Origin of the sequence: Rhizobium sp. CCGE 510 (genome assembly GCF_000292525.1) — a bacterium.
Classification (GTDB): domain Bacteria; phylum Pseudomonadota; class Alphaproteobacteria; order Rhizobiales; family Rhizobiaceae; genus Rhizobium.
This window is the reverse complement of record NZ_AEYF01000018.1, coordinates 267563-293321: the sequence shown is the minus strand read 5'-3', so window position 1 is coordinate 293321 and position 25759 is coordinate 267563. Positions and strand designations below refer to the sequence as shown.

General features: G+C 62.4%; 22 protein-coding genes. 10 read left to right on the top strand and 12 right to left on the bottom strand.

Translation table 11 applies throughout. The annotated features are described in order from the left end of the window. Positions 1-96 precede the first annotated feature (96 nt). Positions 97-2325, top strand: a complete 2229-nt coding sequence (locus tag RCCGE510_RS09890; protein WP_007629510.1) for an OmpA family protein — start codon at positions 97-99, stop codon at positions 2323-2325. 108 nt (positions 2326-2433) lie between these two features. Here RCCGE510_RS09890 and RCCGE510_RS09885 read toward each other — a convergent pair whose 3' ends face one another. After that, positions 2434-3192, bottom strand: a complete 759-nt coding sequence (locus tag RCCGE510_RS09885) for an alpha/beta hydrolase (RefSeq protein ID WP_007629509.1) — start codon at positions 3190-3192, stop codon at positions 2434-2436. A gap of 55 nt (positions 3193-3247) precedes the next feature. Next, the gene (locus RCCGE510_RS09880; protein WP_037078236.1) at positions 3248-5020 is read right to left on the bottom strand and encodes a cytochrome c biogenesis protein DipZ; all 1773 of its coding nucleotides are present in this window, start codon (positions 5018-5020) and stop codon (positions 3248-3250) included. Between the two features lie 358 nt (positions 5021-5378). On the opposite strand from RCCGE510_RS09880, the gene RCCGE510_RS09875 reads away from it, so the two are divergent. The 5 genes from RCCGE510_RS09875 (at position 5379) to maiA (ending at position 10073) form a co-directional block, all read left to right on the top strand. Next, a complete protein-coding gene (locus RCCGE510_RS09875; RefSeq protein WP_007629507.1) occupies positions 5379-6425 on the top strand; it encodes an alpha/beta hydrolase in 1047 nt (348 codons plus the stop codon). A 112-nt stretch (positions 6426-6537) separates the two neighbouring features. Beyond that, positions 6538-7278 (top strand): response regulator, encoded by a 741-nt coding sequence (locus RCCGE510_RS09870; protein ID WP_007629505.1) that lies wholly within the window; start codon positions 6538-6540, stop codon positions 7276-7278. After that, positions 7275-8597 (top strand): HAMP domain-containing sensor histidine kinase, encoded by a 1323-nt coding sequence (locus RCCGE510_RS09865; RefSeq protein ID WP_007629503.1) that lies wholly within the window; start codon positions 7275-7277, stop codon positions 8595-8597. The genes RCCGE510_RS09870 and RCCGE510_RS09865 overlap by 4 nt, the downstream gene beginning before the upstream one ends. Before the next feature lie 210 nt (positions 8598-8807). Continuing rightward, on the top strand, positions 8808-9224 hold the full coding sequence (locus RCCGE510_RS09860) for an organic hydroperoxide resistance protein (RefSeq protein WP_007629502.1): 417 nt from the start codon (positions 8808-8810) through the stop codon (positions 9222-9224). Positions 9225-9437: 213 nt separating this feature from the next. After that, positions 9438-10073 carry a maleylacetoacetate isomerase gene (gene maiA / locus RCCGE510_RS09850; RefSeq protein WP_007629500.1) on the top strand — a complete coding sequence of 212 codons (636 nt, stop codon included), beginning with the start codon at positions 9438-9440 and terminating at the stop codon, positions 10071-10073. Positions 10074-10317: 244 nt separating this feature from the next. On the opposite strand, the gene RCCGE510_RS09845 is transcribed toward maiA, so the two are convergent. After that, positions 10318-11307: an aldo/keto reductase gene (locus tag RCCGE510_RS09845; protein ID WP_007629499.1), complete on the bottom strand. Its 990-nt coding sequence runs from the start codon at positions 11305-11307 to the stop codon at positions 10318-10320. A gap of 14 nt (positions 11308-11321) precedes the next feature. Next, positions 11322-11717 (bottom strand): cupin domain-containing protein, encoded by a 396-nt coding sequence (locus RCCGE510_RS09840; RefSeq protein ID WP_007629498.1) that lies wholly within the window; start codon positions 11715-11717, stop codon positions 11322-11324. A 139-nt stretch (positions 11718-11856) separates the two neighbouring features. Here RCCGE510_RS09840 and RCCGE510_RS09835 point away from each other — a divergent pair, with 139 nt between their 5' ends. The 3 genes from RCCGE510_RS09835 to RCCGE510_RS09825 all read left to right on the top strand — a co-directional run bounded on the left by RCCGE510_RS09835 (position 11857) and on the right by RCCGE510_RS09825 (position 16556). After that, positions 11857-12750: a LysR family transcriptional regulator gene (locus RCCGE510_RS09835; protein ID WP_007629496.1), complete on the top strand. Its 894-nt coding sequence runs from the start codon at positions 11857-11859 to the stop codon at positions 12748-12750. 160 nt (positions 12751-12910) lie between these two features. Further along, the gene (locus tag RCCGE510_RS09830) at positions 12911-14422 is read left to right on the top strand and encodes an ATPase domain-containing protein (RefSeq protein ID WP_007629495.1); all 1512 of its coding nucleotides are present in this window, start codon (positions 12911-12913) and stop codon (positions 14420-14422) included. Continuing rightward, entirely contained in the window at positions 14415-16556 is a 2142-nt protein-coding gene (locus RCCGE510_RS09825) for an ATP-binding protein (protein ID WP_081525696.1), read from the top strand. The genes RCCGE510_RS09830 and RCCGE510_RS09825 overlap by 8 nt, the downstream gene beginning before the upstream one ends. On the opposite strand, the gene mobB is transcribed toward RCCGE510_RS09825, so the two are convergent. From mobB to RCCGE510_RS09810, 3 genes are read right to left on the bottom strand one after another with little or no spacing between them, the layout of a single operon-like run. Then, complete coding sequence (gene mobB / locus RCCGE510_RS09820) at positions 16491-17009, bottom strand: molybdopterin-guanine dinucleotide biosynthesis protein B (RefSeq protein WP_007629490.1); 519 nt, start codon at positions 17007-17009, stop codon at positions 16491-16493. The genes RCCGE510_RS09825 and mobB overlap by 66 nt on opposite strands. Next, positions 17006-17635: a molybdenum cofactor guanylyltransferase MobA gene (gene mobA / locus RCCGE510_RS09815; protein ID WP_037078232.1), complete on the bottom strand. Its 630-nt coding sequence runs from the start codon at positions 17633-17635 to the stop codon at positions 17006-17008. The genes mobB and mobA overlap by 4 nt, the downstream gene beginning before the upstream one ends. Before the next feature lie 21 nt (positions 17636-17656). Further along, on the bottom strand, positions 17657-18565 hold the full coding sequence (locus RCCGE510_RS09810) for a DMT family transporter (protein WP_007629488.1): 909 nt from the start codon (positions 18563-18565) through the stop codon (positions 17657-17659). A gap of 340 nt (positions 18566-18905) precedes the next feature. On the opposite strand from RCCGE510_RS09810, the gene RCCGE510_RS09805 reads away from it, so the two are divergent. Next, complete coding sequence (locus tag RCCGE510_RS09805; protein WP_007629487.1) at positions 18906-19673, top strand: SDR family oxidoreductase; 768 nt, start codon at positions 18906-18908, stop codon at positions 19671-19673. A gap of 393 nt (positions 19674-20066) precedes the next feature. On the opposite strand, the gene RCCGE510_RS09795 is transcribed toward RCCGE510_RS09805, so the two are convergent. From RCCGE510_RS09795 to RCCGE510_RS09775, 5 genes are all read right to left on the bottom strand, one after another. Continuing rightward, positions 20067-20849 (bottom strand): glucose 1-dehydrogenase, encoded by a 783-nt coding sequence (locus RCCGE510_RS09795; RefSeq protein WP_007629482.1) that lies wholly within the window; start codon positions 20847-20849, stop codon positions 20067-20069. A gap of 291 nt (positions 20850-21140) precedes the next feature. Continuing rightward, on the bottom strand, positions 21141-21929 hold the full coding sequence (locus RCCGE510_RS09790; RefSeq protein ID WP_007629480.1) for an SDR family oxidoreductase: 789 nt from the start codon (positions 21927-21929) through the stop codon (positions 21141-21143). Positions 21930-21951: 22 nt separating this feature from the next. After that, a complete protein-coding gene (locus tag RCCGE510_RS09785) occupies positions 21952-23430 on the bottom strand; it encodes a sugar ABC transporter ATP-binding protein (protein ID WP_007629479.1) in 1479 nt (492 codons plus the stop codon). Positions 23431-23562: 132 nt separating this feature from the next. After that, entirely contained in the window at positions 23563-24492 is a 930-nt protein-coding gene (locus RCCGE510_RS09780) for a sugar ABC transporter substrate-binding protein (protein WP_007629478.1), read from the bottom strand. 117 nt (positions 24493-24609) lie between these two features. Further along, positions 24610-25590, bottom strand: coding sequence for an ABC transporter permease (locus RCCGE510_RS09775; RefSeq protein ID WP_007629476.1), 981 nt, complete (start codon positions 25588-25590; stop codon positions 24610-24612). Between the last annotated feature and the right edge of the window lie 169 nt (positions 25591-25759).

Here is a 25759-nt window from a genome sequence, read left to right as displayed (position 1 = left end):
CGATTGCCATTCCGCCGTTTCGCCTCAATGCAAAGCTAGGGGCGGAACCAGGGCCTATCGGCCTTTATGAAGCTCAAACAGGATCGAGGAAACCCGATGGGCATGAAATCAAGATTATTCGCGAGCGCGGCTTTTCCGTTGCTTTCCCTTTCGCTGGCTTTCCAGCCGGCATCGGCGATGGCTGCCGTGCGCGACGTCGCGACGCAGGCTCCGGCCGTGCGGCAAGTCGAACAAGGCAGCTTCGAGGTAGCGCAGGACGCGCCTTCCGAAGAGGAACTGCTGAAGAAGAAGCGCAAACAGAAGGAGGAAGCTCCGGCCGAACAGGCGCCCGCCGAAAAGCCGAAGGCTGAGCGGAAAGAGGCGCCGGCGCCCGAACCCAAGGCAGAGCCGGAACCGCCGAAGGCCGAAGCCGCGCCGAGGGCAGAGCCCGCGCCGCAGGCCGAAAGCAAGCCAGAGCGAAAGCCCAAGCAGGAAGCCCAGCCCCAGGCAAAACCGGAGGCCGAGCCGCAGCAGGAGCAGCCGGTAACGCAGGAGAAGCCGAAGAAGCCGAAGAAGCAGGCCGAGCCGGAGGCTCAGCCGCAGCCCGAACAGCAGCCGGCTGCAAAGGAAGCGCAGCCGGAGACGGAGCAGGCACAGCCGGAAGCCAAGCCGGAAGGCGGCAAGCGGGATAAGGGGCAGGACAAGGCCCAGGGCAAAGATAAAGGCAAAGGCAAGAGCAAGGCCGAGACGGCTGCGCCCGAGGCTGTGACGCCGGCCGAGGAACAAGCCAAACCCGAAGTCAAGCCGGAGGCAAAGCCCACCGCCGAGGCGCCGGCCGAGAAGAAGCCGACAAAGGGCGAAACGGCTGCGCCCGCAGATAAGTCCAATGCAGATAAGTCCAATGCAGACAAGTCCAATGCAGACAAGGCGAATGCAGATAAGGCGGGCCAAGAGAAAGCCCCCGGTGACAAGCCTGGCGAAGTAAAAGCGCCTGAAGACAAGGCGGCGGCACCGGAGGCCGCACCCGCCGAAAAGCCGAAGGACGGCACCGCAGCCAAGCCGGCCGGGGAACAGCCCGCCGCGCCCGCCACCGGCACTGCCCAGCCGCTGCCGGATGCCAGCGGCGGCCAGCAGGTTGAGCAGGCCATTCCGGCGCCGGAAAAGGCTTCGCCCGAAGAGCTGGAGCGCCGCAAGAAGATCGCCGCAGACCCCGCCAAGAGCAATGAGACGGTCGTGCTGCCGGTCGAAAACGGTGCGGCCGTGCTCGACAGCGACAAGGATGCCGACCGCAGTAAGGGCCGGGAAGGCCGCCGCGATCGCGACAAGCAGCGCGCCGACAGCAAGGACTTCAAGGTGCCGACCTCGGATGCCGAAGCGCAGGCCGCCAGCGGCGCCAAGGGGCCGGCGCCGGTCAAGCTCGAAGCGGTGACCAGCGAGAAGGGCAGGAAGCTCGACGAGCGGCCGCAATTCGTCCGCCCCGATGGTGCGCGCTTCGACGACCGCGGCGGCGACGATAGCCGTGTGATCATCCAGTACGACAACCGGGTGATCGTGCGCGGCGACGACGACAGACGTTTCCGGCGCGACGGCGAACGGCCGACTTACGAAGAGCTGTCGGGCGACCGCTACCGCGAGACGATTGCACGGCCGGAAGGCTATCGCATCGTGACGATCCGCAACCGCTATGGCGACATCATCCAGCGGTCGCGTGTCGATGCCCGGGGGCGCGAGAATGTGCTCTACTACTCACAGGACCTCTATAACGATCCGGACCGCGATTATTTCGAGGATCCGGGCGCCGACCTGCCGCCGATGCGGCTGCGTGTGCCGCTCGACGACTATATTATCGACACCCGCAGCGATCCGAATCGGGATTACTACGAGTTCCTGAGCGAGCCACCGGTCGAGCCGGTCGAGCGTGTCTATTCGCTCGATGAGGTGAAGTATTCGGCGCGTATCCGTGACAAGGTGCGCCGCATCGACCTCGACACGATCACCTTCGCGACCGGCAGTGCTGATGTCCCGATGACCCAGGCGCGGACGTTGCGCAAGGTTGCCGACGCGATCAGCCAGGTGCTCAAGAAGGATCCGAGCGAGACCTTCCTGATCGAAGGTCATACGGATGCGGTCGGCTCCGACCAGAGCAACCTCATCCTCTCCGACCAACGGGCGGAATCGGTCGCCAACGTGCTCTCCGACGTTTACGGCATCGCGCCGGAGAACTTGGCGACACAGGGTTATGGCGAACAATATCTGAAGGTCAACACGACAGACCCGGAACAGGAGAACCGACGCGTCACCATCCGCCGCGTCACGGCGCTGGTTAGGCCGGTCGCTGCCAAGTAAGTCATCATGGGTTGCCCCTCTCCGCGAATGGAGAGGGGCACTCGCTTGTCTGTCTTGTCTCCCCGGCGGACCGGGCGACGGACGCTGACGCCACAGCCCCGCCGGTCCTTACTCGCCGGCTTTCCTCGCTGCCTTCTCGATGGTGTCGGCGACCTTTTCCGGCTGGGAGGCAAAGACGGCGTGGCTGGCCTTGATTTCGGTCACTTCGCTGCCGGCTCTTTTTGCCATGTCGCGCTCTAGTTCGGGGTTGATGGAGCGATCTTGAGTGGCGACAATCGACCAGCTCGGCTTTGTCCGCCATGCTGGCTCTCCAATCTTGGCGGCGAAGGCCTTCTTGGCGGCGAAGACCTGCGACTTGGCCATGAAATCGGCCTCGGCTTGCGGAAGGTCGGCTGCGAAATCCGCGGCGAAGGCGCCGGGATCGAGATAGAGATATTTGCCGTCCTTCGTTTCCCTTATATCCATGCTACCGGCCGGCTTCGAACTGGCGAGGCTCAGCAGGCTTTCGCCCTTGTCGGGCTGGAACGCCGCGACATAGACCAGGCCTGCGACATTGGGATCGTTGCCGGCTTGCGTGATGACCATGCCGCCATAGCTGTGGCCGACGAGCAGGCTCGGTCCGTCCTGGAGGTCGATAACCCGCTTCGTCGCCGCCACATCGTCTTCGAGCGAGGTGATGGGCTGTTGGACGATGGTGACGTTGAAGCCGCGCTTTTCGAGAATCTCGGTCGCTTTGCGCCAGCCTGAGCCATCGGCGAGCGCGCCGTGGACGATGACGATGTTCTTGATCGCGGCGGCTTCCGCCGCGAAGGAGATGCCGGTGGTGGCGAAGGCAAGGGCTGCCGTTAAAATGAGACGTCTGTTCATCGATATCACTCCAGTGGGTTGATGTTGGGGATCGGGATCTTGATGGGTTGTGGGGTCAGCCGAATGTGAAAGCGTAGGCCTGGACGCCGGGGTCGAGGAAGTTGATCTCGAAATTGCGGGCGGCGACCGTGCCGGACTGGCGGACGAGCTGATAAAGCCTGGTCGCGGTCACCGTACCGTTGCCGTCGGCATCGATGTCGGCGCCATGGTCGGGCCCCGGAGCCTTGCCGTCGACCGTCACCTGGAAGTGGATCGGCTTGCCATCGGCGCCGGGCCCGAGAACGAGATGCAGGTCGCGGGCGCTGAAGCGATAGGTGATGCCGCCGCCCGGCTGATCAAGCGTCGCCTGATCCCGGCCGACGACCCAGCTTCCGGACAGGCCCCAGCCGTTAAGGCCGGGTTCGGCGACCGTATAGTTTTGCGCCATGTCGGCCTGCAGCCCTTCCGGAGAGGCGAAATTCGCTGCCTGATCGTAGCCGAGATAGGTCTCGCCGGAGCGGATGTTGCCGAGGTCAGGGCCTGCTTCCACGCCCTTGGCATCCGGTGCGACCGGCGCGCTTGCCGTCATTTGGCTGCCGGCCTCGCGCAGCAGGTCCTGGATGGCCTTTTCCGTGCCGCCATAGTTGCCTTCACCGAAATGATGGTAGCGGATCTGGCCCTTGGCATCGATCAGATAGGCGGCGGGCCAGTAGCTGTTTTCGAAGGCGCGCCAGATTTTGTAGTCATTGTCGATGGCGACGGGATAGCCGATCTTGAAGTCGCCGACCGCTTTCTTGACGTTGTCGGTCTTCTTCTCGAAGGCAAATTCCGGAGCGTGGACGCCGATCACCACGAGGCCCTGGTCGGCATATTTCTCCGCCCAGGCCCTGACATAGGGGATGGTGCGAATGCAGTTGATGCAGGAATAGGTCCAGAAGTCGACGAGCACGACTTTGCCCCGCAGCTGCTCGGTGGTCAGAGGCTCAGAGTTCAGCCATTCGACCGCGCCGCCGAACGAAGGTGCATGACCTTCGACCGGCAGGTCGCTGCGGAAGGGCTTCTTTGCATCGGCAGCAGGGATTACGTCGTTGCTCGCCACTTCGGAGGGTGCGCCACTCAGCGGTTTTGCTTGCAGTCCGTCGAGCACGGCCTGTTCCAGCGATGCGGTGCTGGTATAGGACAGCCGCGCCAGCAGGCTGGTGTCGAGGCCAAGGGCGATGACGGCGACGCCCGCGAGCACCGCAGCGCCGAGCACCTGGCGAATCCGGTCGCCGACGCCGAGGGAACGCTTCATGGCGGTGAAGATCTTTCCGCCGACAAGCAAGGCGACGGCGAGCGAGCTTGCGGCGCCGGCGGCATAGGCGGCCAGCAGGAAGGTCGTCTGCAGATTGGCGCCCTGCAAGGCGGCGCCGGTGAGAACAAGGCCGAGGATCGGGCCGGCGCAAGGCGCCCAGAGCAGACCGGTGGCGACGCCGAGAATGAGCGCGCTCTTGACCGTCGGTGCGGCGTGTCCACTGCCGCTGGCGTTCAGCAGATTGTTGCCGAGGTCGACGATCGGCCGGGCGAGGGTGCTTGCAAAGCGCGGCGACAGCAGGCTTGCGCCGAAGAGCGCCAGCAGGACGATCGCGGCCAGGCGACCATATTCATTGGCGCGGATGGCCCAACTGCCGCCGACGGCCGCCAGCGTGGCGACCAGCGCGAAGGTGGCGGCCATTCCGGCCAGCATCGGCAGCGTGCTCCTGACGAAGGGCTGCCCGGCACGGGCGAAGACGAAGGGGAGGACTGGGAGGATGCATGGGCTGAGGATTGTCAGCGCGCCTCCGAGATAGGCAATGATCAGAAGTGTCATCATCGTTTCCTTTGAAACCGATTGATCGGGCTCTGGACGGCGATGGGCCTGAACCAGCAACGGCTGGGATATGGTCGGGCGGACGTATCGCCGATGTGTCCGGTTTCGCGGGGAAATGTACCGAACTATTGCGGTCGGGGGCCGGCGATACAAAGCGATACAAACTGCCGTCCCGGCCGGGGCGGCGGCGAAAATGATGGCTGTCGATGCGAGGCTTTGCTCGGGCGCGGCGATCGTATCAGAATGTATCCCGGCGGCTGGAAGCTACATCCGCATTCAAAACCGATACCTTGCGACATATGGCGGATACAAGCGCTGCATCATATAAGCACCGTGATCCATTCGACAGGAGAGACCGATGTCAGAGCAAATCAACCACAACCGCCGCCGTTTCTTCGGCATGACCGCAGTCGCGCTTGCGGCAGTCGAATTCGGCGTGGCCGGCACGGCCGCGGCTCAATCCGCGCCCGCCGCGTCCCTGCCTGCGGTGAAGGCCGGAACCAACACGTCCTTCGAAGCGCTGAAGCAGGTGAATGCCGGGGTGCTGGATATCGGTTATGCCGAGGCGGGCAAGGCGGATGGCCCGGTCGTGCTGCTGCTGCATGGCTGGCCATACGACATCTATAGTTTCGTCGACGTCGCGCCGCTGCTTGCCTCTGCGGGCTACCGGGTGATCGTGCCTTATCTGCGCGGTTACGGCACGACGAGGTTTCTGGACCAAGCAACAGCCCGCAACGGCCAGCCGTCGGCGCTGGCTGCCGATATGATCGCGCTGCTCGATGCGCTCGATATCGAGAAGGCGGTGATTGCCGGCTATGACTGGGGCGGGCGGACCGCCAACATTATGGCGGCATTGTGGCCGGAGCGCTGCAAGGCGATGGTGTCGGTGAGCGGCTACCTGATCGGCAGCCAGGAGGCCAACAAGAAGCCGTTGCCGCCGAAGGCGGAACTGGCTTGGTGGTACCAGTTTTATTTTGCAACCGAACGTGGTCGTGAGGGTTACGCGAGCAATACCCATGATTTCGCAAAGCTCATCTGGCAGACCGCGTCGCCAAAGTGGAATTTCGACGATGCGACCTTCGACAAATCGGCCGCAGCCTTCGACAATCCTGACCATGTCGAAATTGTCATTCACAATTACCGCTGGCGCCTCGGACTTGTTGAAGGCGAGGCCAAGTATGACGACTACGAGACGAGGCTTGCCGCACTGCCGATGATTTCGGTGCCGACGATCACCATGGAGGGGGATGCCAACGGCGCGCCGCATCCGCAGCCTTCTGCCTATGCCGGAAAATTTTCCGGCAAATACGAGCATCGCACGATTAACGGCGGCATCGGCCACAATCTGCCGCAGGAAGCGCCGCAGGCCTTCGCCCAGGCGGTCATCGACGTCGACCGCTTTTGATCGACGCCGCTGGCGCGTTGCTCCGGCCGGCGGAATATGCGTAGGTCGCGTCAGCCGCCTCGATCATCGGGGCGGAGGGCGCGGCCGCTGGTATCGGTAAGGGTAGGGAAAAATGGATCATGTCGATCACATCCTGGTCGTCGACGACGATCGTGAAATCCGCGAGCTGGTATCGGGCTATCTGCAGAAGAACGGCCTGAGGACAAGTGTGGCGGCAGACGGGCGGCAGATGCGCAGCTTTCTCGAAGGCAATGCCGTCGACCTGATCGTGCTCGACGTGATGATGCCCGGCGACGACGGGCTGGTGCTCTGCCGCGAACTGCGGGCAGGGCGGCATAAGGCGATCCCGGTCCTGATGCTGACGGCGCGGACCGACGAGATGGACAGGGTTCTCGGGCTGGAGATGGGCGCCGACGACTATCTTGCCAAGCCCTTTGCCGCACGCGAGCTTCTTGCCCGCATCAAGGCGGTGCTGCGGCGGACGCGAATGCTGCCGCCCAACCTGCAGATCAGCGAGGCAGGACAGTTGTTGACTTTCGGCGACTGGCGGCTCGATACGGTCGGCCGGCATCTTCTCGACAGGGAGGGAACGGCGATTGCGCTCAGCGGCGCCGAATACCGTCTGCTTCGCGTCTTCATCGACCATCCGCAGCGGGTGCTCAACCGCGACCAGCTGCTCAGCCTGACGCAGGGCCGCGACGCCGATCTCTTCGATCGTTCGATCGATCTGCTGGTCAGCCGCCTGCGGCAGCGGCTCGGCGACGATGCTCGCGAACCGATCTACATCAAGACGGTGCGCAGCGAAGGTTATGTGTTTTCGGTTCCGGTGGAAATCTCGGAGCCGCGTCAATGAGGGCGGCGATCGCTTTGCTTTCGGGCTCGATGTGGCCGAGCACGTTGCGATCGCGGATCTTCCTCATCCTGCTGATCGGCCTGGCGCTGGCCTACGGGCTGTCGTTCAGCGTGCTCTATATGGAGCGCACCATGTCGGCCAAGGCGGTGATGCTCGGCACGCTGGAGAACGATGTTGCGACGTCGATTGCCGTTCTCGACCGGCTTCCGCCGGGCGAACGCGGTGATCTGCTGGATCGGCTCGGCCGCGGCAACTACCGCTTCGTGCTCGGACCTGGGCTTTCGGGCGTGCCGGACACATCGAGCAAGGGGGGCGAGATCGCAGGCAAGATCGAGGAGGCGATCGGGCATCGCTTTCCGATCCGGATCGAACGGATTCCGGGCGAGGTGAACCGGTTGCAGGCGCATCTGACGCTGAGCGACGGAAGCCCGCTGACGATCGACGTCACACCGAAGGGCGTCATGCCGATCGCCGCATGGCTGCCCTATGTCTTCGCCGTCCAGATGGCGCTGCTCATCCTCTGTACCTGGTATGCCGTCCGCCAGGCGATCCGGCCGCTCGGCGCGCTTGCCGCGGCCGCCGATGCCCTGGATCCCAACAAGGATGGCTCGGCCTTGAGCGAAACGGGGCCGAGCGAGGTTGCGCATGCGGCACGCGCCTTCAACGCGATGCGGGACAGGATTGCCCATTACCTCGAAGAGCGGGTGCAGATATTGGCGGCCATCTCGCATGACCTGCAGACGCCGATTACTCGCATGCGGCTGCGCGCCGACATGGCGGAAGACTCGCCTGAGAAGGACAAGCTGGTGCACGATCTCGGCGAGATCCAGCGCCTCGTCCAGGACGGCATAGCTTATGCCCGCAGCGCCCACGGCAATGGCGAGAAGAGCGCCCGCATCGATCTCGCCTCGTTCATCGACAGCATAGCCTACGACTACCAGGATACCGGCAAGGCCGTCGCCGTTGTCGGCCTGGTTCAGGGCGCCGCCCTCACCAAGCCGCACGCCCTTCGCCGCATCCTGTCGAACTTCATCGACAATGCGTTGAAGTTTGCCGGTGCTGCCGAAATCAGCGTTGGGCACAGCACGGAAAACGATATCGTCATCACCGTGATGGATCGCGGTCCGGGCATTCCCGACGATATGCTCGACGCTGCCATGCAGCCCTTCTTCCGGCTGGAGCAATCCCGCAACCGGGAGACCGGCGGCACCGGTCTCGGGCTTGCGATCGCCCAGCAGCTGACGGCGAAGATCGGCGGATCGCTTCGGCTGTACAATCGTGTCGGCGGTGGGCTGGCAGCCGAAGTCACCCTCCGGTGATAATTGCAGCCGCCGGAAGTTTTCCGACGGTTTTGTACGGAAAGATGTCGTGGATAGCGGATGCTACGTTTTGTGACATTTCTACCGATTTCTGAAACATGGCGGATGTACCAGCCAGTCAAACCACACTCCGTTCAACCCGATCGCCCGAGGTGATCCGGTCGCGAGTAGCGACCACTCGCGCAAAGCGACGCAAACAGGAGTGTTTCCATGACCAAGATCGACAAGGTTCTCTATACCGGCAAGACCCGCACCACCGGTGGGCGTGACGGCGCGTCGCAGAGCGACGACGGCCAGCTCGATATCAAGCTCTCGCCGCCCGGCAGCGCCCGGCCCGGCACCAATCCCGAACAGCTTTTCGCAGCCGGCTGGTCGGCCTGCTTCATCGGCGCGATCGGCATTGCCGCGGGCAAACTGAAGGTCAGGCTTCCGGCAGAGACAGCCGTGAATGCCGAGGTCGATCTCGGGGCGAGCGACGGCGATTATTTCCTGCAGGCCCGCCTCAAGGTCAGCCTGCCTGGTATCGAAGCCGACGTCGCGAAGGCATTGGTGGATGAGGCCCACCGGACTTGCCCCTATTCGAAGGCGACGCGCGGCAATATCCATGTCGAATTGACCATTGCCTGACGGATCGATTGCCCGTTGAAGGCAAACAGGGCGAGGCCAATCGGGCCTTGCCGATGGAGGATTTGATGAAATTGATGATCATCTGCATTCTGGGAGCGGTGGTCTTCGCCGCTCCGTGCATCTACGACATAAGCTCTCAGGAGCCTTCGCCGCTTGTGGGCTTGCTAACGGTGGCGTCCGCCGCTCCGTTCTAAATCACCAAGGAGAAAGACAGTGAAGCTCTATCAGAACGAGATTTCCTCGGCGACATCGAGGGTCCGGATCGCGCTCGCCCTGAAGGGACTGACGGCGGAAGCGCTGCCGGTGACCATTCTCGGTGAGGAGGCCGAGAGCCGGCAGGCCGGATATCGCAGCGTCAACCCGCAGGGGCTGGTGCCGGCCTTGCTGACGGATAGCGGTGTCCTCATCACCCAATCGCTGGCGATCATCGAATATCTCGACGAGCTTCAGCCGGAACCGCCGCTGCTGCCGGACACGGCGGAGGGCAGGGCGCTGGCGCGGTCGATCGCGCTTGCGATCGCCGCCGAGATCCATGCGCTGCTGCCGCCGCGGATCGGCCTGCATTTGCGCGCGGCCTTTCAGGCCGATGCCGATGCTATTGCCGCCTGGAGCCGCCATTGGGTCGGCGAGGGAATGGCGGCTGTGGAGACGATGATTGCCGGCCGCAGAGAGGGAATCTTCGCGGTCGGAGATCGACCGGGTATTGCCGACATCTTCCTCTTCCCGCAGGCAATCAGCGCCGGGCGCATGGGCTTCGATCTCGCCCGGTGGCCGAATATCGCGGAGATCGTCGCGAGGCTTGAGGTGATACCGGCTTTCCAGGAGAATGCACCGGTGCCGAGACGATGACGCAATTGGTGATCGACCTCGTTCGTTACTGGGCGTCATCCTCCACAACTGTGCGGTTCGCGCCGATGGGCTGCCCCTCACCCTAACCCTCTCCCCGTAAAACGGGGCGAGGGGACGTGCCCCGCGAGAGCGAGGTGGGAACCGAGAGGGTGCGGCAGGTCCCTTCGCCCCGCCTGCGGGGAGAAGGTGGCGGCAGCCGGATAAGGGGCTGGCCTCGGTGATCTCTTGGGGATGACATCGCTTCTCAGCGGTTGACCCTTGCCTGCAAATGGGCGGGATAACGATCGCCTTCCACCTTGATGGTGGCGAGCGCGCTTTCGATGCTGGCGAGATCTTCCGCGGTCAGTTCGACCCCGGCTGCCTGGATGTTTTCCTCGAGGCGGTGCAGCTTGGTGGTGCCGGGGATCGGCACGATCCAGGGTTTTTGCACCAGCAGCCAGGCGAGAGCCACTTGGGCTGGTGTGGCCTTCTTGCGGGCAGCGATTTCGGCGAGACGATCGACGAGCGCCTGGTTGGCTTTGCGCGCCTCTTGAGAAAAACGCGGCACGACGTTGCGGAAATCCTTGCTGTCGAAGGTTGTGGTCTCGCTGATAGCGCCGGTGAGGAAGCCCTTGCCGAGCGGGCTGAACGGCACGAAACCGATGCCGAGTTCTTCGAGCGTCGGCAGGATTTCCTGCTCCGGCTCGCGCCACCACAGCGAATATTCGCTCTGCAGTGCCGTCACCGGCTGGACAGCGTGGGCGCGGCGGATCGTCTGGGCGCCGGCTTCAGAGAGACCGAAATGCCGGACCTTGCCTTCTGAAATCAGCGCCTTGACGGTGCCGGCGACCTCCTCGATCGGGACGTCGGGATCGACGCGATGCTGATAAAACAGATCGATAACATCGGTCTTCAAACGCTTCAGCGCCTGGTCGGCCACCGCGCGGATCTGCTCCGGGCGGCTGTTCATGCCGCTCTGGCCGCCATTGGCATCGAAGTTGAAACCAAATTTCGTGGCGATCACGACCTCGCTGCGGAAGGGGGCGAGCGCCTCTCCCAGAAGCTCCTCGTTCTTGTAGGGGCCATAGGCCTCGGCGGTGTCGAAGAAGGTCACGCCGCGTTCGAAGGCCCGCCGGATCAGCGCGGTCGCCTCCTGGATATCCGTCGCCGGGCCATAACCATAGCTCAACCCCATGCAGCCGAGACCGATGGCCGAGACTTGAAGTCCGCTCTTTCCGAGTTCACGCTTCTGCATAGCCGTTTCCTTTTCTAATCTTGATATTGCGCGTCGGTGACGTGCTCCATCCAATCGACCACCTTGCCGTCGAGCTGTTCCTGGATGGCGATATGGGTCACCGCGGTCGTCGGCGAGGCGCCGTGCCAATGGCGTTCGCCGGGTGAGAAGCAGGCGACGTCGCCGGCGCGGATCTCTTCGATGGGGCCGCCTTCACGCTGCACGCGGCCGCAGCCCGATGTGACGATCAGCGTCTGGCCGAGAGGGTGGGTGTGCCAAGCCGTGCGGGCGCCGGGCTCGAAGGTGACGCTGGCGCCAGCCGCACGTGCGGGGCTGGTTACCGCAAACAGCGGGTCGACGCGGACACTGCCGGTAAACCAGTCGGCTGGTCCCTTGGCCGAAGGCTGCGAACCGCTTCGTTTGATGTCCATCTTATCTTCCTTTCAACATCGGGGGTGGACAGGCCGGTGGGCGGGCCGGGCGTCCGCCTGGGATGCAAGCTATTTAGCGCGTGGGCCTGGCAGCGATTAGATGGTATAAACGGCAAGAACTCATGAGAAAGTTTCATAAATGTCACGTCCTGCTGTCAACGACCTCATCGCCTTCCTTGCCGTTGCGCGCGCGCAGAGCTTCACCAAGGCGGCGGGTAAGTTGGGGGTTTCGCAATCGGCGCTCAGCCACACCATCCGCGGGCTCGAGGAACGGCTTGGACTGCGATTGCTGACACGGACGACGCGCAGCGTCTCGCCGACGGAGGCTGGCGAACGCCTGCTCGTCACCATCGGGCCACGGCTCGACGAGATCGAGACCGAGCTTGCTGCCTTGAGCGCATTCCGCGAGAAGCCGGCAGGTACTATCCGCATCAATGCCGGGGAGCATGCAGCCGACACCGTCCTCTGGCCTGCCTTGGAGAGGCTCCTGCCTGATTATCCCGATATCCATGTCGAGATCATCGTCGACTATGGTCTGACCGACATTGTCGCGGAGCGCTACGATGCAGGGGTGCGGCTTGGAGAGCAGGTGGCGAAGGATATGATCGCTGTGCGCATCGGCCCAGACATGTGCATGGCCGTGGTCGCCGCTCCCGCCTATTTCGACACCAAGCCGAAGCCGCTGATGCCGCAGGAGCTGACCGATCACAATTGCATCAATCTGCGCCTGCCGACCTATGGCAGCGTTTATGCCTGGGAGTTCGAGAAGGGCGGGCGCGAGCTCAGGGTTCGCGTCGAGGGGCAGTTAGTCTTCAACAACATAGCGCTGCGGCTGAACGCGGTGCTGGCAGGGTTGGGGCTGGCATATCTGCCGGAGGATGCCGTGCAGGCGCATCTTGCCGATGGGCGGCTGATGCGTGTGCTGGAGGACTGGTGCCCGCCGTTTCCCGGCTACCATCTCTACTATCCGAGCCGTCGGCATGCGTCGCCGGCATTTGCCCTCGTCGTCGATGCGCTTCGCTATCGAGGGTAGAGGCCGTTATCTCCGGTCGCTAATAACGAGCAGCTATCCGTGCTAATCCCTATTGCAACGCTCGACAGGCTCTCTACCGGGGGCGAAAGCATACTGCGCCGGCGATTTGACATTCTACCACTCGCCACTAATTCACTTTTGAAACCGAAGGAAACAATGAATGAATACTGCTGCATCTGCCACGAAGGCCCGGACCGGCGTGTCCGGTTTGGACACAATTCTGGCGGGGGGCCTTTCCATCGGCCACGTGTTTCTCCTGGAGGGAAATCCGGGAGCGGGCAAGACGACGATCGCGCTGCAGTTCCTGATCGAAGGGGCTCGGCTCGGCGAGAAGGGACTCTACATAACCCTGTCGGAAACCGACAGCGAGCTCCGTGCGGGTGCCGCATCGCATGGCATGGTGATCGACGACAATATCGAGGTCTTCGAACTCGTGCCTCCGGAAAGCCTGCTCGATGCCGACCAGCAACAAAGCCTGCTTTATTCTTCGGATCTTGAACTCGGCGAGTCGACGCGAGAAATCTTCGCAGCTTTCGAGCGGGTCAAGCCGAGCCGGGTGGTTCTCGACAGCCTTTCCGAAATAAGGCTGCTCGCGCAAAGCTCGCTGCGCTACCGCAGGCAGATCCTGGCGCTGAAACATTACTTCGCCCGACAAGGGGCGACCGTGCTTCTCCTCGACGATCTGACCTCCGACACGCTCGACAAGACGGTCCACAGCGTGGTGCATGGGGTCATCCATCTCGACGAGCTGGCGCCGAACTACGGTTCCGAACGGCGACGCTTGAGGGTAACGAAATACCGCGGCCAGGCTTTCCGCGGTGGCTACCACGATTTCACCATCCAGACCGGCGGTGTCGTCGTGTTTCCGCGCCTCGTCGCCGCCGAACACAGGACAAGTTATGCTCGCGATCAGCTTTCCAGCGGTATTGCCGGTCTGGACCTACTTCTCGGCGGTGGGCTCGAGCGAGGATCGAGCACGCTGATCCTTGGTCCCGCCGGCACAGGCAAGAGCACCCTTGCTTTTCAATTTGTAATGGCGGCGATCGCACGCGGCGAAAAAGCGGCTGTTTTCATTTTTGACGAGGAGCTCGGCTTGCTGTTCACGCGCCTGAAACAGCTCGGCATGGATCTCGAGGCGCTGAGAGATGAGGGTCTGCTGCATATCGAGCAGCTCGATGCCGCGGAGCTGTCACCGGGTGAATTCGCCAATCGCGTCTGTGCTTCGGTTGACAGATCGGGAGCGAAGACCGTGATCATCGACAGCATCAACGGTTATCAGGCCTCGATGCCGGATGAGAATTCGCTGATATTGCATATGCACGAGCTGCTGCAATATCTGAACAGGCAAGGCGCAAACACCTTCCTCACCGTGGCCCAGCATGGACTGGTCGGCGACATGAAGGCTCCCGTCGACGTGACCTATCTCGCGGACACGGTCATCCTGCTGCGATACTTCGAGGCGGTGGGACGTGTGCGGCGGGCGATCTCCGTTATCAAGAAGAGGACCGGCCACCACGAGGACACCATCCGGGAGTATCGGATCGATGCCGGCGGCCTGACATTCGGAGAGCCCATCGTCGGTTTCCAGGGCGTGCTTAGCGGTGTTCCGGAATTCGTCTCGACGTCCGCTCCGCTTTTGCCAACCGGCAGCGAGGACGGCGGCAATTCCTAATTTCCACAACCCGAAGGCCCTGATCTATGCCCCGGCCGGACGCGACGCCCAGGTCGCGGCATCGTTGATCGATGAGACCGGGCTGACATCGATAGCCGTCACCGATTTGAACCTCTTCGCGTCATCACTCGATGACGAAGTCGCGGTTGGTGTTCTGACTGAGGAGGCCGTCCGCGGCGGTGATCTGACACCGATCGCTGCCTGGGTCGCCGCCCAGCCGAGCTGGTCCGATCTGCCGTTCATCGTCCTCACCCCACGCGGCGGTGGGCCTGAACGAAATCCCGCCGCCGCCAGACTTTCCGAGGTCCTTGGCAACGTGACCTTTCTGGAGAGACCGTTCCATGCCACCTCCTTCATCAGCGTTGCGCGGACCGCACTGAAAGGCCGGCTGCGCCAGTATGAAGCGCGCACCCGGCTCGAGGCTCTGGGCGAGGGAGAACGGCGGCTGCAGACGGCGCTCGCCGCCGGCCGACTTGGTGCGTGGGAGCTCGAGCTGTCGACGATGGCCCTGTCGGCCTCGGCGACCTGCAAAGCGGTCTTCGGTCGAGGGCCGGATGACGAGGTGACGCGCGATGATCTGATCGCCAGCATCCACCCCGACGATCGCGACCTTGTGCTGGCACGCCTGCGCCAGACGATCGATACCGAACGTGACTATTCGATCGAGCACAGGACGATCTGGCCGGATGGCTCACTGCATTGGACCGAGGTCCATGCCCAGCTTTATGCGGACAGATATGGGTCAGCCCGGAAGCTTGTCGGGGTCTGCTCCGATACCACCGTCCGCAAGACCATCGAGGAGAATCTGAGACGGCTCAATGAAACCCTCGAAGAGCGCGTCAGGGAACGAACCCGGGAGGTCAACGCCGCCCACCAGACGCTGCTCGAGGAGGTCGCCCAGCGTGAAAGAGCCGAGGAGCAGCTTCGCCAATCTCAGAAAATGGAAGCGATCGGCCAACTCACAGGCGGCGTTGCCCACGACTTCAACAATCTGCTCATGGTGGTTCTCGGAAATCTGGAACTGCTCGGCAAACACGTGGCCGGAGATGCCAAAGCAACGCGTCTGGTCGAGGGGGCTGTTCAGGGCGCGCGACGCGGAGCGGCGCTGACCCAGCGTTTGCTGGCTTTTGCCAGACAGCAGGATCTGCAGGTCAAGCCCGTCGATCTGGCCGATCTTGTCTCCGGTATGAACGACTTGCTGCGGCGCTCGGTCGGATCCTCGATCAGCATCGAGACCAATCTCCCGGCACGACTGCCGCCGGCGCTGATCGACGCAAACCAGCTCGAGTTGGCGCTGCTCAACCTCGCGGTCAATGCCCGGGATGCAATGCCGGATGGGGGGACGCTGTCCATATCGCTGCGCGAAGAACAGGTTGTCGGCGCTGGCGGCGATCTGGGCGACGGAGCCTATCTCGTGTTGGCGGTGGCTGACAGTGGCACCGGCATGGACGCGGAGACGCTGAAGAAGGCCGTCGATCCGTTTTTCTCCACCAAGGAACTCGGAAAAGGCACGGGTCTCGGCTTGTCGATGATCCATGGGCTTGCCGTTCAGCTCAATGGCGCACTGTTTCTGACAAGCGAGCCTGGGGTCGGAACGACGGCGGAGTTGTGGCTGCCGGCGACCGAACGATGCCCGGAGCGGCCGGCCGAGACAGAGCGGCCCGTCCTGCAGGCGGCCTCCGGACTGAAGATCCTTCTGGTCGATGACGATGCCTTGATCGCCATGAGTTCGGTCGACATGCTCGAAGATCTCGGCCATGAGGTCGTCGAGACAAATTCCGGCGCGGAGGCACTGGAGTTGATCAGGAGCGGTCAGCATTTCGATCTGATGATCACCGACTATTCGATGCCTGGTATGACCGGCGCACAGCTTACCGAGGCCGTGCGGGACATTCATCCGAGGCTGCCGATCGTGCTGGCGACAGGGTATGCCGACCTTCCCGCCGGCACCGACATCGCTATTCCGAGATTGGGTAAACCCTATAATCAGGCCCAGCTTGCCAAGGAAATCGCCAAGGCGCTGGCCCGCGAGACGGCTCCAGTTATCGGATCCGTCAGCGCGCGTGGTTCAGGGGCGCTGTTCAAGGCTGACGATCGCTGCGATGAAATCGGCGATGGCGCCTGTGTCGTCTAGATCGAAGACGGGCAGCGCCGTATCCGTGACGGCATGATCCGCGGCGATGGCGCAGATATGGGGATCGCTCGGCGCCAGCGGTTGGCGATTGGCGGCATCCAGGCGGCGGGCCTCGATTTTCGGGATCGGCTCGCGCTTGTAGCCTTCGATCAGCACGAGATCGCAGGGGGCGAGACGGGCGAGTATCTCCTCGAACTCGGGTTCGGGGTCGCCGCGCAGCTCGTGCATGATGGCGTAGCGGGTGCCGGAGACGATGGTGACCTCGTGGGCGCCGGCCTGGCGGTGGCGGTAGCTGTCAGCCCCGACCTTGTCGATGTCGAAATCATGATGGGCGTGCTTGATCGTCGAGATCCTATAGCCGCGGCGGGTGAACTCGGTCACCAGCCGGACGGCGAGCCCGGTCTTGCCGGAATTCTTCCAGCCGGCAATGCCGAAGATCTTCGGTGCGGTCATACGCGCAGGGCCTCCAGCCAGCGTTCCGCCTCGACGAGATCATCCGGCGTGTTGATGTTGAAGAAGGGATCAAGCAGGCTGGCGCGGGTCGGATGCAGCGGAAACATTACTTCCGTAACGTCATGCCGTAACAGGAAGTCACGCACGCGGCGCTTCTCGTCGGTGGCGATCCAAGCTTCGAGATCGGCGGCCAATGCCACCGGCCAGAGGCCGAAGACAGGATGGCTGCGGCCCTCGGAGGTAGCGATGGCAATCTGTGACGGGTGCTCGACTGCAGCCGCCAGCCGGGCGACGAGATCGGCCGGGAAAAACGGGCAATCCACAGAGACGGTGACGACATGGCTGATCGAGGGCAGGCCGGCGGCATAGACCATCGCCGTATGGATGCCGGCCATCGGCCCGGCCTTGCCGGGAAAAAGATCAGGGATGACGACGACGTGCTCGGCGGCGGCATCGGCATTGACGGCAACCGCGACGACCTGCTGCGAGAGGCGGGTCAAGACATGGCGGAGCAGGCTTTCTGCCCCGAGCATCACGCCCGCCTTGTCACGGCCCATGCGCTGCGAGCGGCCGCCGGCCAGCACGACGCCTGCTATTTTGGACTTTTCCAGCGAGAATTCAGCCATCATCCTGCCCCAGAACCTTCGTCATACCGGTGAGCGCGGCGCGGATTCCTGCGCGATCGGCGAAACGCGGCGCTTGGCCTCACGATAGAACGTATAGAGGCCGGAGGCGATGACGATCGCAGCCCCTACCAGCATCCAACTGTCCGGCACTTCGGCGAAGAAGAAAAAGCCGAGCAGCGACGAGAAGATCAGGCTGGTATAGCGGAACGGCGCAACGAAGGAAATTTCGCCGGTGCGCATGGCGAGGATGACCGACTGGTAACCGACGAGCACCAGCACCGAGGCGAGCACGAGGTGCCCGAGCGAGGTGGCGCTGACCGATTGCCAGCCGCCGAGCAGGGGAATGAGCAAAGCGCCGAAGAAGGAAACGGAGATGGCGGTGACGACGGTGATCATCAGCGAGGGAATCTCCGGGTCGATCGACCGGGTCGCGAGATCGCGGCTGGCCGTCGACAACACCGAGCCGACGCAGAGGAGGGCGGCGGCGGTGAAGCCTTCGGGGCCGGGGCGGATGATGATCATCACGCCGACAAGACCGACGAGGATTGCCGACCAGCGCCGCCAACCCACAGGCTCGCCAAAGAAGAGCGCCGCGCCGAAGGTGACGACCAGCGGCAGCGACTGCAGGATCGCCGAGGCATTGGCGATCGGCATCATGCCGAGCGCGGTGATATAGGTGACGGCGGCGAGCATTTCGCAAATGATCCTGAGGATGATGACCGGCTTGAGCACGATGCGCCAGGAGCGCAGCGCGCCCATTTTCCAGGCGATCAGATAGACCAGCAGGCTGGTGAAAAGGCCGCGCAAGAACATGATTTCGCCAGCGTTCATGTAGGCGATCACCGATTTGGAGAGAGCGTCGCTTGCCGAAAAGCCGGCCATCGCCATGCTCATATAGATGGCGCCCTCAGTATTGCGTGACCGCGGCATGAAGAGATTCCCGTTACCTGTGCGCCCCTTCTTAGTCGGGAAGATAGTTGAAGGGAATCGGATGAATGCCACACCCAGGATAAATCGATGATGCAGCGCACAATGGTGCAGACGTCAACGCCGGGATGTGCGTGGGATACGTGTCAGATCCTGTTTCATCGAGGAAAATCAATCGTGCCGGCGCGGCGATCAAGGCTTCAAACATGCTCCGCTGTGGCGCAGTCGCTCTGACCGAAATCATCAGCCATAGGCAGTTTTTATTTTCCTCGCGCGGGAAACGGGTGGCTGCATCGGCTGATGTTTGAGATCTCAGATGCCTCGACAACTGAGGAGAACGGACATGACACTTCTGAACGGTAAGGTCGCGATCATCACTGGCGCCAGCTCCGGCATCGGCCGCGCGGCGGCGAAACGCTTTGCGCTGGAGGGCGCCAAGCTCGTCATCAATGGAAGGCGGCAGGACGCGCTCGATGCCGTCATCGCCGAGATCGAGGCGGAGGGCGGGCAGGCCGTCGCCATATCGGGTGATGTCAAGGACGAGGCGCTGCAGGCAAGGCTCGTCGAGACGGCTGTCTCACGCTTCGGCGGGCTCGATATCGGCTTCAACAATGCCGGCATTCTCGGCGAGATGGGGCCGGTCGCCGGGCTGTCGCCGGAGGGCTGGCGCGAGACGATCGAAACCAATCTCACCGCCGCCTTCCTCGGCGCCAAGCACCAGTCGGCGGCGATGGGAGAGCGTGGTGGATCGCTGATCTTCACCTCGACCTTCGTCGGCCACACCGTCGGCATGCCTGGAATGGCTGCCTATGCGGCGAGCAAAGCGGGGCTGATCGGTTTCGTGCAGGTACTTGCCGCCGAACTCGGGCGACTGAAGATCCGCGCCAACGCCCTACTACCCGGCGGCACAGACACGCCGGCCAGCATCACCAACGCGCCGGATGCCACACCGGACCTGCTCGCCTTCGTGGAGGGTCTGCATGCGCTGAAACGCATGGCGCAACCGGAAGAGATCGCCAATGCGGCGCTGTTCCTGGCGTCTGATATGTCGAGCTTCGTGACGGGCACGGCGATGCTGGCGGATGGCGGGGTTTCGATCAGTCGGACGTAAATGAGGTGAGGGGTGGCTGGTGCATGTCGGAGGTCGAGCCACCCGCCCTCGTCCTTCGAGGCTCCGGCCTCTGGCCTCCAAACTTCAGGACGAGGGCTGGTTGTGGTGCTCTGTCGCTGCCCTTCGCTTTCGCTCAGCGCGTTCGCGGCTTTGCCGCTCACCCCCCTCATCTGCCTGCCGGCATCTTCTCCCCGCTGGGGAGAAGGGACTCGTGGCGGCGTGCCGCCCTTCCTGAAGGCATCGTTTATGGAAATGAGAAAGGCGGCTTGCTCCCCCTTCTCCCCAGCGGGGAGAAGATGCCCGCCAGGGCAGATGAGGGGGGTGAGGAGCGTTAGCGACGAACGCCTTGAGCGGCATGCGAAAGGCATATGGCAGGTAAGGCCGGAATCCCACCTACGACATGATCAACCCGCCGTCGACATTGATCGTCTGGCCGGTGATGTAGGCGGCGTCTTCGCTGGCGAGGAAGGTGACCAGGCCGGCGACGTCTTCGCCGGAGCCGGCGCGTTTCATCGGGATGCCTTCGACCCATTCCTTCATCAACTCGCCGGGGGCGTAGTTGCCGAGCAGTTTGCCCCAGGCCTGGTCGTTATACGCCCACATGTCGGTCTCGATAATGCCGGGGCAGAAGGCGTTGACGGTGATTTTTTCGGTGGCGACTTCCTTGGCGAGGCTCTGGGTGATGCCAACTACGCCCATTTTCGAGGCGGCATAATGCGGGGTGTAGATGAAGCCGTCGCGGGCCTGGCCGGAGGCGGTGTTGATGATGCGGCCGCCGCGCTTGTGCTTGCGGATTCTGGCGATCGCCTCCTGGGCGCAGAGGAAGACGCCCTTGGTGTTGACGGCCATGACCTTGTCCCACTCGTTTTCGGAGAGGTCCTCGACGCGGGCGATGGTGATGACGCCGGCATTCTGGATCGAGACGTCGACAGAGCCGAATTCCTTCTCGGCAGCATCGTAAAGGGCGATGACGCTTGCCTTGTCGGTGACATCGCCGATGAAGGAAATCGCCTTGCCGCCTTCTGCTCGGATGCTATCGGCAACGCCGTGGACAAGGTCCTCGTTGGCGGAGACGACGAGATTGGCGCCTTCGCGGGCGAAGCGCCTGGCGATGGCCGCGCCAATGCCGCGGCTGCCCCCGGTAATCACGACGGTCTTTTGCTCAAAGCGTTTCATGTTCTTTCCTTCCCGGTAGCGTGGATAGATAGCGATCTGGGCGCGCGACCCGGCCTGCGATCATTTTTGGAGCTCAAGCGGCTGCCGAGATAATCTCGGTGAATTCCGAAGACTTCAGCAGCCCGTGGAGACCCGAACCCTCTGTCCGTTCCACAGGCCCTTTCGATCGGCGTGAGGGGCGGGCAGACGACGATATCGCACGCCGTCTACCCGTTATCCCCTTCAGCGCCTCGATCTCTGCCAGGGAGGAAGCGAGATCGTTTTCGAGTTGCCGGCAATGCGCGTTTCGTGTCACCAGCAGCAGAAACCGCCATCGACGAGAAGATCGACGCCGGTCACGAAGCTTGCTGCATTCGACAGCAAGAACACTGCCGGGCCGACCATTTCGTCCACCGCTGCCATTCGCTGCATTGGCGTCTGCTCTTCGAAGAGCTTGGTCTGATGTACCATCTCCGGACGGGTGTTCATCGGCGTTGCCGTATATCCGGGGGAGATGGTGTTGACGCGAATGCCGCGGTCGACCCATTCCATCGCCATAGACTTCGACATATGGATCACGCCTGCCTTCGAGGCGTTATAGTGCGCCTGGCTCAGCCCCCGATTGACGATCACGCCCGACATGGAAGCGATGTTGACGATGGCGCCGCGTCCGTTCTTCAGCATGGCGCGAGCCTCGGCCTGGCAGGAAAGGAAGACGCCTTTCAGGTTGATATCCATCAACGTCTGATATTGGTCCTCCTCCATCTCCTCGGCCGGGTTGGCGTTGGCGATGCCGGCAGCATTGACTGCAAGCGTCAATACGCCGAGATCTGTCTCGGTCCGTTCTACCGCCTCTGCAAGGGAAGACTTACTGGTGACATCCGCCGCGATCTGGATCGAACGGCGACCGGCGGCGTGAATATGTTCGGCCGTCCTGGCCAGCCCGTCGTCGGTTCGACGGTCGAGCAGCGCCACGTCGGCGCCGCATTGTGCAAGGCCGATGGCAATGCGCTGCCCAATGCCGCTCCCAGCGCCGGTTACGATGGCAACCTGGCCGCTAAGATCGAAAAGCTTCGGGGCGTTCAGAGTGATGTCGGACACCGCTCTTCCTTTCTCTGTCTGTTCAGATGGTAGCTAGCTCCATGACCGAAACGTCATTCGCCTCGTCACGGTTGAGAATGCCTGCCTGTTTGCCTTGGGCAAGCACAAGAATGCGATTGGAAACGCCGAGAACCTCCTCTAGGTCTGAGCTTACGACGATGACCGCCACGCCCCGTTTGGCAAGATTGACGATGATGTCGTAGATGCCGGCTCGGGCGCCGACGTCGATGCCTCTCGTCGGTTCGTCGAGTACGACGACCTTAGGATCGCGCATCAGCCATTTGGCGATGACGACCTTCTGCTGGTTGCCGCCGGACAGGTCCGAGGCATTTTGCTCCGCACGGCCCTTTACGCCGAACTTGGCAACTGCCTTCTCCGCAAACGCGCGCTTGACGCGCGGGGTAATCCAACGCCCACCCAGCTTGTCAAGATTGGCGTAGATAATGTTCTCACCGATCCGGTGGCCAACAACCAGGCCTTGCTCCTTGCGGTCTTCCGGGACCATGACGATGCCCTTGGCGATCGCGTCCGCCGGATCGCGCAGCCTGAGCTCTTCGCCTTCCAGCTTGATCGAACCTGCACTGATCGGGTCCGCGCCCGAAATTGCACGCACCAGCTCGGTGCGGCCGGCGCCGACCAGCCCGGCGATCCCGAGAATTTCGCCGGCCCGCACATCGAAGGTCACGTCACGGAATGAGTTGTCCGGCGAGCTCAGGCCCGACACCTGGAGTACTGGATGGTCTGTCGGAACCGGCAGGGCCGGGAACAAGCGGTCAAGCGGGCGTCCGACCATGCTCTCGACGATCGTTCGCACCGGTGTTGCGCTGTCGGAAAATTCCTGCACGCGCTCGCCATCGCGAAGAACGACGACCCGGTCGGTTATTCGCTTGATCTCTTCCATGCGGTGGGAAATGTAGACGATGCCGACGCCCCCTGAGCGAAGCTTTCTAACCTGTTCGAAAAGGGCTTCCGTCTCGGCGCCACCAAGGGCCGCGGTCGGTTCGTCGAGGATCAGGAGCTTTGCATTGAGCGCCAGCGCCTTGGCGATCTCGATGAGTTGCTGATTTGCAGTGGAAAGGCCGGCGACCTTGCGGGTGGCGGGTATGTGAAGATTCAGGCGAGCAAGCTGCTCCTGAGCGCGGCGAACCATCTGGGCACGGTCGACGACGCCGTTCTTCATCGGCCAACGTCCGATGAAGACGTTCTCCGCGATCGACAGCTGCGGCAGAAGCTGCAGCTCCTGATGGATAAGGACGACGCCCTTGTCGATCGCTTCCCTCGGGGTGGCCGGGGCATAAGGCTGCCCCAGCCATGTCATCGATCCTTCGGATGGTGTGCGTGACCCGGCGATAATGCCGGATAGCGTCGACTTGCCGGCACCGTTTTCACCGAGAAGCGCTACCACTTCACCCGGATAAACGTCCAAGCTGACATTCTTCAGAACCTGGAGCGGCCCATACCACTTGGATATGCCTCTCAGGGAAAGAACTGGATCAGTCACGGCACACCTCCTCAAGACGTTAGTTTCATTAGAGCGCCGTGCGTCCTTTCGGACGCGCAAAGGGCGCTCTAACACTTTCAATCCTCGCATGTCGTTGCCGCAAAACCGCGGCACACTTTTGCGCGACATGCTTTAGGGATGGTTGGCGATGAAGCCTGCGACGTTTTCCTTGGTTGTCAGCGTGGCATCCATGAGCTGGACCGGCGGCACCTTTTCTCCGGCGACAAGCTTGGCGGCATTTTCAACCGCATCGCGCCCCATCTTTTGCGTCTGCTGGGTCGCAGTTACATTGAAGACACCCTTGCTGAGGGCTTCGAGAGCCGCGGTGTCACCATCAAAGCCGCCAACCACGATCTTCTGGGAAGGATTGGCGACCTTGATCGCCTGCGCGGCGCCAAGGGCGAGGCCGTCGGCCTGGGCGAAGACGATCGAAACGTCCGGATTTGCCTGCAGCATATTCTGCATGATCTGGAATCCTTCGTCCTGGCTCCAGATGTTCGAGAACTGCTCGGCGACAACCTTCACATCAGGATATGCCTTGAGCGATTCAGCGCAGCCCTTCGAACGATCGACTTCCGGCGTCGTGCCCTTCTGGCCGTGGATGATGACCATCTTCCCCTTGCCGCCGGCTTCCTTCAGGATGTAGTCGCACACCGCCTTGGCAGAGGCGACGGAATCCGTTGCAAGGAAGGTGTCGCCAGGTGCGCCCTCGGCGTTGCGGTCAACGTTTACGACCGGAATGCCTGCGGTCTTCGCGAGCTTGACCGGAACGGTCGCAGCGGCCGCACCTGCCGGAATGTAGATCAGCGCGTCGATTTTCTGGGTCAGCAGGTCCTGGATCTGATTGACCTGTGTCGGCCCGTCGCCCTTTGCGTCGACCGTGATGACTTCGATGCCGCGCTTCTTGGCTTCGGCTTCGACCGATTGCTTGATCTGGTTGAAGAAGTTTGCCTGAAGGTTGGCAACAGCCAAGCCGAGCTTCTTCAGTTCGGCTGCGTGTACGGGGCCGAGCGTGAGGCCGAGCAGTGCAGCAGACGCGAGTATGGTGCGCGCAATTTTCATTGTATTTCCTCCGTTGTTTGATGGAACCCTCGGGTATGTCCTCCCCCTCGGGGTATTGATCCGCCCCAAACCCTCGGGGTGGAATTTCCGGCCCGCCGACCCGGCGGACCCCGTTCGTCAGGCGCGACGCCGGCGAATGGTCTCTGCGCCGACCGCGAGCACGATGACGATGCCGATGATCACCTGCTGCAGGAACGGCGAAACGTTGAGAAGATTGAGCCCGTTGCGAAGGACGCCGATGATAAGAACACCGATCAGTGTTCCGCCGATGCCGCCTGCGCCGCCGGAGAGCGAAGTCCCGCCGATGACGACCGCAGCGATGGTGTCCAACTCATAGCCCAGACCGCTTGATGGTTGGACGGAATCCAGCCTGGCGGCGAGTACGATGCCTGCGAGCCCCGCAAGGACGGAACTTACGACGTAGACGCCAATCGTCACGAGTGGGACGTTGATACCCGCAAGGCGCGCGACTTCCGGATTTCCTCCGACCGCGTAGAGCATGCGACCTTCGGACCGGAAGTGCAGGAAAAGCCACGCCGCAAGAACAACCGCAAGCATGAGAAACACAGTGGCGGTCAACACGCCGAAATGGCGATCGATTGCCAGCATCATGAACCAGTCGGGGAACCCGACGATCTGCTGGCCGTCGGTGATCATATTTGCGACGCCGCGAGCCGCGGACATCATCGCAAGAGTGGCAATGAAGGCTGGAACCCTGAACTGCGTCACCAGAAGTCCGACGATCAGCCCCGAAATCCCCGATGCGACCAGAGCAAAAGCGATCGCGACCGGCAGCGGCAAGCCGGCGACATTCGCAGTCCAGCCCATGACCATCATTGCAAGAGCGAGTGCCGAGCCGACCGAGAGATCGATGCCGCCGATCAGAATGACAAAGGTCATTCCGACGGCCATTATGCCGAGGACGGTGATCTGATCGAGGATGTTGAGGCCGTTGCGAACCGAAAGGAACGTGTCGGTGCTGATGCTCAGAAAGACGCAAAGTGCGAGCAGCCCGACGAGCGGGCCGGTGGCTCCCTTGAGCTTGCTCAACCAAGCGCCGGACGAAAGCCCGTTTTCATTGATATCGAGCGCCACCATTGTTCCTCCCCATGCTCAGGCTAATCGTTCTGAGAATAAATATTCACTGATGCTGGAAAATTCATTAACAATTTGCCTTCCGGCTGTCAATAGGATTTTCTAGGTCTGCAATTGCAAGGTGGGGCCTTAAGGGGCTTGACAATCGCTTTTTTGTGAAAGAATATTGATG